Below are 7,451 nucleotides of genomic sequence, written 5' to 3' on the forward strand. Positions count from 1 at the left end.
ATACTGATCTGTTTGAGTTGTGTTTTTATTGCCATAGTAGTCTGTAGTTGTTTTGGCTGTTCCAGTTGTATTACCATACTGATCTGTTTGAGTTGTGTTTTTATTGCCATAGTAGTCAGTGGTTGTTTTGGCTGTTCCAGTTGTTCTACCATACTGATCTGTATAAGTAGTTACTTTGTTACCATAATAATCGGTTTTAGTAGTTGCGGTTTGAGCTAAACCTGCATAGGCAAATAAAAAGATACTAAATTTTAAACAAAAATTTTTCATAATAAAGTGTGTTTATTTTGCGCTTACTCTATTCAGTTTTCAGCTACTCTGATATTTTTTTTAAAATAATATTCAAATGTAAATGATTAAAAATCAATTACCTTACGGGAAACCGTAAAGCCACCATTTTTTTTATGTTATCAATCAAAGCAAGAACACTTATTGCCTTGTCAAGGATTGTAAATCCTACTTTGTTTGATGGATTAATTACTATTCTTATCCCTGATAATAATTGAATTTTTTTTATTTTTTTTCAAATCCGACTTTAATTAGACAAATTGCAAATAATTTCAACTAAAGTCGAAAACATCGAATATTTTATATTTTTAGAATATCTTAATATTAGATATTCATAAAGTATTTTAATAGAGAATATTTATATAGGTCGTGTGCTTTTTATAATTACAATTGAAATGAAACAACATCATAAAACAGCAATAATAACCATTTGTAAAATGCTTTATATAGGTCGTGTTATGGTCGTGTTTCCCTTAATTTGTCTAACACCTTTTTTCTAAGTTCCTTTTCGTGGTCTTTATATTGTTTTTCTATAGTCGATTTTCTTCGCTTTTCAGCCTCCATAATTAGTGCCTCAAGTGTTAACTTATAACTTACATAAAAACCCCTACAATGGTAAGCAAACGTAACTAGACCCCAGTTATGTATTAACAATGTTTTGATTTTTTTTGTTTGATATTCGTTGGCATACTTTTTAACCTCATCTGATAATTCCCAAATTTCAAGTACTGCCTTAACTTTACCGTCCATCCTTGCCCATAAGTACTTGTTCGTTATTTTACAATAGCTTTTTTGCCTGCCTAAAATACTTTTAATGGCTAAAAAACATAATAAACATATTTTGTCAAATTCGGTTTTGTCATTTTTATAAAAGTCCCACCAAATCGAAAGCTTTATTCCGGCTCTTGGAGGATTTATATCGAAACTATTATAGAGCTGTTTGCCATTATCAAATGCTTTTTGATTGTTCCCTAAAGTCATATCATATTTGCTTGCACAAGAAATCATTTTTTCTAAATTAGTGCCTTGAGAGAAAGTCAAACTTTCTTCGTAGATTACATAATCTGATATATTGTTTAATATCGTTTTAGTATCGTTTTTCATAAAATCCTCCAATAATTGGATAGGGAAATTAAAATATTTTTCTTTCATTTTTTGTTTGGTTTTAAATATTGCCTTTTGATAATTGACTACCTTTGAATACGTTTTTTGCATTGCCTGTTGAAAACTGAACTTTTGAACAAAATTTAAACGAGAGCCTGAACAACTCTCGTTTTTTTTATACTCTTTTTTGTGTAAAAGGATTAGTCCGAATGAATGACTACTCGTTCCAGCAATCGCATAAGTAATTTGTAGGATATGGGATAGCAGTTTTTTAATCCAGTGATGAGGTGACGGATTGCGGTTTTTTCTTTACAATGTTCCATAAATTAAACATTCAAAGGTTTTATACTCGCTTCAACTTCACTGCGGAGGAAATAAACTCTTCCACCAATTCCTTTTGGCTGTAGAATGTTTCGTTTGCAATAGTTGTGTACGGTCGAAATATCTACCGATAACATTTTGCTTACTTCCGTTCTGGTCAAATATTCGTTAGGAAGTTTTGGTTTGAAGTTTTTTAGAAAATCTTCTAAAATGATTTTTACCCCTGCGTTAATTTCGCTTTGTAGTTGTTGGGGCGTTGTTTGAAGGAATTGAATTTGTTGCATAGTTGAAATATTGTTTTGATTAATATTTCGTAAAGGTCAATCGGTTTCAATTCGTATAAAGGTTAGTAACGTATAGGTAACGTCTATTTTTTTTGGTTTTGTTGTTGAATGTAAGTGTATAAACTTTTTTTTAATTTATCCAAAAAAAGAGTTTCACTTCCTGTATTTCTTGTGTTGTTAATGTCCGAAATTAATTTGGTAGGGTTTTTTATTTCAATATCAAAAAAGTTAGAGCAAATTTCGATATTGTCTTTTTGTATTCCTTTTAGGTTGCCGTTTTCTGTTAGAGCCTTAATAAGCTCTATGAATTCAGTTGGACTCCCGTGAAATTTAACTTTAGGAAATTCATTGTTGTTTGTAAGTTTGTTTTTTTTGATGTTCAAATATTCTGTAATTTTTGTAAAACTAGTAGTTAATTGCTCGCAAATTTCTAAATTGTAACCATCAGTCATCCATTTACTTTCGTCTTTAATCAATTCTTTAATATCATAGTTTTCATTGATATTTGAATCTATTTGATATATATCATTGTATTCAATTTCATTTATAAAACGGTATTCGTATTCTGTGTAATCTTTGTTATTTACAATTAGTCTTTGTTCTGAAACATTTGCTGTCATATGACAAATTTGATAGAAACCCAATTCACTATTTATAAAGTGTAATTCGTCATAATCTTCATAGGTTGCTTTATGTTCTTCTAAACGATTCTCGTATGATTCTTTGTATTTTTTGAAGGTTGTTATTAATTCTTTACCCATTTGCCTGTAATTTGAACTTTAAAATTATGATTAATTACAATATTCTTTTATCATTTCATAGGCTTCTGCCTGTCCTAATTCTCCTGCTTTGCTAAAATCTAGACAGCCACTGTTTTTTTGTTTTATATTTATTTTTGAAAGCCCTCTATTATAGTAAGCCGAAGCATCATTAACGTCTAATTGAATTGCTTTTGTAAAATCTATTATTGCACCCTCATAGTCTTTTAATTCAAATTTGGCATTTCCTCTTAAAAAGTAAGCGCCGTTTGAGGGTTTTATCGTTAGAGCCTTGTTATAGTCTGATATTGCACCCCTATAGTCTTGTAAATTGTTTTTTGCATATCCCCTGTTTTTGTATGCATTTAGATTATCAGGGTCAAGCTCTATTGCCTTGTTAAAATCAGCAATTGCTCCTTGATAGTCTTTTAAATCAGATTTTGTGTTTCCTCTTTGATTATAAATAAATTCATCATTTGGGGTAATTTCAATGGCTTTCGTATAGTCTTCGATTGCTCCACGATAGTCTTTTAAATCAGATTTTATGTTTCCTCTCCGAACATATGCCTCCGAACTATTTGGGTCAAGTTCTATTGCTTTATTTAAATCTACTATTGCGCCTTTTTGGTCATCCAAATTATTCTTTGCCCTACCTCGGCTTTTATACATATCTGACTGACCATAAAGCATAAAAATACTGAGTCCTTCATTAAACAAACATTGTGAGTTGCCCTCTAATCCTGTGGTATAATCATCTATTGCGCCTTGATAATCTTGTAATTGAGCTTTTGCATTTCCTCTGTAATAATAAGGCAATGCACAATTATTAATCAACTCTATGCTTTTTGTATAGTCAACTATTGCTCCTTTATAGTCTTGTAATTGTGCTTTTGCAGCGCCTCTTTCTAAAAAAGCATTCGAATCATTTGGGATAATCTCAATGACTTTTGTAAAATCTAATATTGCTTCGCTATAATCTTGTAACTCAATTTTTGCCCTTCCTCTTATATTATAAAAATTTGCATTATTAGGTTTGTTTTCAATTGACTTTGTAAAATCTAATATTGCTCCCTGATAATCTTTCAAATCAGATTTTGTATTCCCTCTTTCAAAATACGCATCAACGTATTTTAAATCAAGCTCTATTGCTTTAGTGAAATCTAATATTGCTCCTTTGTGGTCTTGTAGGCTATCCTTTATAATTCCTCTCTTGTAAAACTCCTCACTTGTTTGGCTATAACCATTTGCAATTGTGTAAAAAGCAAGAAATAAAAATAGTTTTTTCATAATTTTTATTGTGTTTTTAAGTAATGAGTAAACTTTAGGCATTAGGTTATCTCTTGTTTTACGACCAATGTTTGCTATCCGAAAACGCCTTTTATATAAGGGGGCGGGTGTGTTTTTTGGTTTCTGTTTTCAAAATAGTTTAAACTTTTAACTGCTCCTTCGGGGTAGCCTCATACTGCATATTAAATAGGCTATCCAAATGTAATGATTTGTATTGATTAAACATCCTATGTTAAACATCATTGTTTCAACTGTAATTATCTTACAACTGTCAACAACTGTTTTTATTGTTATTGCGTAATGATTTATGTTGTAGGGCTTTTGGTGTTGTCAATGGTTGTTCTCTTCGCTGTTGTGTTTAGTTGTCTTTTGTGAATTTTTTTTACCACGTTGTCGTGAATGTGGCAAATTCGTGCCATTTTTTACCACGACAGTAATAACGTGGTAAATTTTTAACTATTTTTTACCACGTTACTCATTCATTAAAACTTTAATCAATGCGTTATTCATATAATAATTTGATTTGCCAATTTTGGTCTTTTCCAAAAATCCGTTTTTAGCCACTATATCTAAATAATTTTGTGCCGTTCTTTTGTTTATCCTCAACTCTTTTTCTACAAATTCAATTTTTGTATAAGGATTTTTAAACAGAATGTTAATCAAATCTTGGCTGTATATCTTAGGCAATTTTTCTTGAATATCGGTTTTGTATTGTTGCATCAAATTACTAATATTCGTAATCAAATCAATAGTTTCTTTGGCTGTAATTTCAATACCTTTCAAGAAATATAAAACGAGCTGTTCCCAGTCTTCTTTGGTTCTCACGTCTTGCAATACTTGGTAATATTCGGCTTTGTTTTGGGTAATGTAGCGACTTAAATACAAAATAGGAATATCCAACAACCCTTGCAATACCAAATACAAAATATTAATTATCCTGCCTGTTCTTCCGTTGCCGTCATAAAAAGGATGTATGCTCTCAAACTGATAATGTATGATAACCATTTTTATCAATGGATCAAGATTTGAAAAATCATTGTCGTTGATAAACTTTTCGAGGTTCGACATCAAGTCGAGAACTTCGGTTGCATTTTGTGGCGGTGTATAAACGGTTTGTCCTTGCGAGTTAACTAATTTTGTTCCTGCCTGCGTTCTAAATCCTGCGTTATTAGCCAATAACTCTTTTTGAACGGTTAGAATGTGTTTGTTTAATAATAGTCTTTCTTTTCGAACTATTTCAAAACCCAACTTTAAACCTTGCGCATAATTATAAACTTCTTTTGATGCAGGTTTTTTGGTATCGATTAAAATATTTTCTTTGTATAAATCGTCGTGGGTTGTTATAATGTTTTCAATCTCGCTACTGTCCTTTGCTTCTTGCAGTGTCAAGGTATTAATCAAAATACTTTCGTTTGGGATTGTCTTTGAAGTTCCTTTGAGTTCTGCTAAATAACGGTGCGACTGCGAAAGTTGTTTGAGTATGGCAATGGTCTCTATTTCTGCCTGTGGTGGTAAAGGCGGTAAGATAAAAATTTCGTTAGTCATTTGTTCCGTTTTTTATTAGTTTCAGTTGCGGTTTTTTGTCTTTTGTTTGGTTTTGATATTCTGTTCTTTGTAAGTCAGCTTTCAAATCCTTGTCTTCTCTTTTATTGATGTATGTATTTACCAAACTCTCTTTTGAATGTCCTGTAACGTCCATTATCGTTTGGATATTCCAATCTTTATGTTTGTTGCTAACAAATGACCTTCTGAAACAATGCGAGGTTATAAACTCATATTTTGGGTGAAGTCCTAATTCTCTTCGGTTTGTTTCAGTATTATGTTTTTTCCCTTTTATAAGTTCATTAATTCCAGCCAATTTACAAACAACTTTTGAATATTCATTCAATTTTTGTTCTTGTATTTTTTTGGGCAACCTATTTTCAATAATGTCAATTATATATTTTTCGTTAACGCTTAATGTTATTGCTTTGTCTGTTTTTTCCTGAATTAAATCTAAATACATAAACCCGTCTAAATTGTATCTAATATTATCGGGAGTAATATTAAGCAAATCTCCGCCACGTTGCCCGATGGCACAGCCTATCAGAATCCAGTTTCGGGCATTGTTTAGCTTTTCAGGAGTTATAGAAAGTTTTTTTGTTAGTTCGGGGTTTTCTTTTTTGAAGTCTTTGAGTTGCTCTTCATTTGTAAAATCAACATTTCTAATTTGTTCAATTTCTTGATAGGACAATGTATGTATGTATCTGTCCTTGTCTTTTTCTCTAAAATGTTCTATGATTTTTGAATATGGAGTAATCGGGATTTCTGTTTTTTCCGCATCTCTGCAAACTGCTTTTAACATTTCTAAATTTTTACCTGAATAGTTTGTGGTATAATTTTTAGTGTTAATGAGCCAGTTTTTAAACTTTTCGACAAAAGGTTTTGTGATTTCTAAAAACTGAATTTGTTTTTTAATGGATTCTTGATATTCAATAATTAACTTTTTGAAAGTGTTGTAGTTTTTTATTGTGTTTTTGTCTAGTCCTATTTCGCCTCCTTTTTTAGTTCGGGTGTTTGCGTTATCAATTATGGTTTGAAGATGATTGACTAAAAATGTAGTATCGGTTTTAACAACCCTTTTGAAAAGAGTGTTAATTTGATTTTCTAGCCAATACGCATCTATCAAAGTTCCGTTTGCCAAATCTTTGTTGAGGTTTTCCAAAACAAACGTTTCTAACTTTTTGAGGTTTGTAGATAGTAATTTGTTTTCGGGTTTGGTTTGTTTTGGAAAATTAGTTTCGCCCCAATCTTTCGGGCTTATAGAGAATCCCGTTTTTTTCTTGAGTGAAACTTTTTGACTTATTGAAACACGAATATAGATTTGTGCGTTTTCGGACTTACTTTGCAGTAGAAATTTAATCTTTGCCATAATTTGAACTTTTGAACATTCAAATTTAAAACAATAATTTGAGTTAAAAAAATTCTAGTCAGTATTTAGTCAGTAATTAGTCAGTACTATTAAATCTCATTCCATTTCGTTCTATAAATATTAAATAGTTTTAAATCATTGTATATGTTGAATTTATTAATGTTTTGTGTAAGTTTGTAATGTTTTTGGATGTTGTTGAAAAGCATCAAATTGAAGCAGTAGGCGTGTAGGTTCGAGTCCTATTACCCGCACAAAAAAAGCTTCTCAATTCGAGAAGCTTTTTTTATGCTTATTTGTTAGCTTATAATTCCTAATATTTCTGAGGCTTTCTTGTGCAACGAATTTTAATTTTTTCCAAACTTTATTCCGTGACAAAAATTTTACATAACCCGTTGGGTGTAATTAAACTATTTGTGTTTTAATATTGTTTATTGGTCTTTCAAAAATAAATCTATTGATGAATTGAACCAAAGTTAAAGCTGTTATTTTAGCTAAAAT

The 7,451-nt window shown here is 30.7% G+C and carries 8 protein-coding genes and 1 pseudogene; all 9 read right to left on the reverse strand.

Annotated features, from left to right (window positions below):
* On the reverse strand, positions 1–270 hold a 270-nt coding region (locus tag IR213_RS15610; protein ID WP_228479211.1), incomplete at its 3' end, for a hypothetical protein.
* 474 nt (positions 271–744) lie between these two features.
* The gene (locus IR213_RS15615) at positions 745–1,440 is read right to left on the reverse strand and encodes a hypothetical protein (RefSeq protein ID WP_194313226.1); all 696 of its coding nucleotides are present in this window, start codon (positions 1,438–1,440) and stop codon (positions 745–747) included.
* Between the two features lie 152 nt (positions 1,441–1,592).
* Positions 1,593–1,715, reverse strand: a complete 123-nt coding sequence (locus tag IR213_RS16505) for a hypothetical protein (RefSeq protein WP_262892071.1) — start codon at positions 1,713–1,715, stop codon at positions 1,593–1,595.
* Positions 1,716–1,718: 3 nt separating this feature from the next.
* A complete protein-coding gene (locus tag IR213_RS15620; protein ID WP_228479212.1) occupies positions 1,719–1,997 on the reverse strand; it encodes a helix-turn-helix domain-containing protein in 279 nt (92 codons plus the stop codon).
* Positions 1,998–2,080: 83 nt separating this feature from the next.
* On the reverse strand, positions 2,081–2,758 hold the full coding sequence (locus IR213_RS15625; RefSeq protein ID WP_194313227.1) for an RteC domain-containing protein: 678 nt from the start codon (positions 2,756–2,758) through the stop codon (positions 2,081–2,083).
* A gap of 30 nt (positions 2,759–2,788) precedes the next feature.
* A complete protein-coding gene (locus IR213_RS15630) occupies positions 2,789–4,042 on the reverse strand; it encodes a tetratricopeptide repeat protein (RefSeq protein WP_194313228.1) in 1,254 nt (417 codons plus the stop codon).
* A 471-nt stretch (positions 4,043–4,513) separates the two neighbouring features.
* On the reverse strand, positions 4,514–5,587 hold the full coding sequence (locus IR213_RS15635; RefSeq protein ID WP_194313229.1) for a Fic family protein: 1,074 nt from the start codon (positions 5,585–5,587) through the stop codon (positions 4,514–4,516).
* On the reverse strand, positions 5,580–6,953 hold the full coding sequence (locus IR213_RS15640) for a phage integrase SAM-like domain-containing protein (protein WP_194313230.1): 1,374 nt from the start codon (positions 6,951–6,953) through the stop codon (positions 5,580–5,582). Before IR213_RS15640 ends, IR213_RS15635 begins: the two co-directional genes overlap by 8 nt.
* Positions 6,954–7,355: 402 nt before the next feature.
* Positions 7,356–7,451, reverse strand: a pseudogene (locus tag IR213_RS15645) (IS982 family transposase); the annotation flags it as partial.

It is taken from the genome of Flavobacterium soyangense, assembly GCF_015277675.1.
GTDB classification, from domain to species: Bacteria; Bacteroidota; Bacteroidia; order Flavobacteriales; family Flavobacteriaceae; genus Flavobacterium; species Flavobacterium soyangense.

What these genes read in the sequence shown, in the direction of transcription:
- IR213_RS15625 (WP_194313227.1), bottom strand. Translation starts at nt 2,758, where the DNA reads ATGGGTAAAGAATTAATAACAACCTTCAAAAAATACAAAGAATCATAC.
- IR213_RS15620 (WP_228479212.1), bottom strand. Translation starts at nt 1,997, where the DNA reads ATGCAACAAATTCAATTCCTTCAAACAACGCCCCAACAACTACAAAGC.
- IR213_RS15640 (WP_194313230.1), bottom strand. Translation starts at nt 6,953, where the DNA reads ATGGCAAAGATTAAATTTCTACTGCAAAGTAAGTCCGAAAACGCACAA.
- IR213_RS15635 (WP_194313229.1), bottom strand. Translation starts at nt 5,587, where the DNA reads ATGACTAACGAAATTTTTATCTTACCGCCTTTACCACCACAGGCAGAA.
- IR213_RS15615 (WP_194313226.1), bottom strand. Translation starts at nt 1,440, where the DNA reads ATGAAAGAAAAATATTTTAATTTCCCTATCCAATTATTGGAGGATTTT.
- IR213_RS15630 (WP_194313228.1), bottom strand. Translation starts at nt 4,042, where the DNA reads ATGAAAAAACTATTTTTATTTCTTGCTTTTTACACAATTGCAAATGGT.
- IR213_RS16505 (WP_262892071.1), bottom strand. Translation starts at nt 1,715, where the DNA reads ATGGAACATTGTAAAGAAAAAACCGCAATCCGTCACCTCATCACTGGA.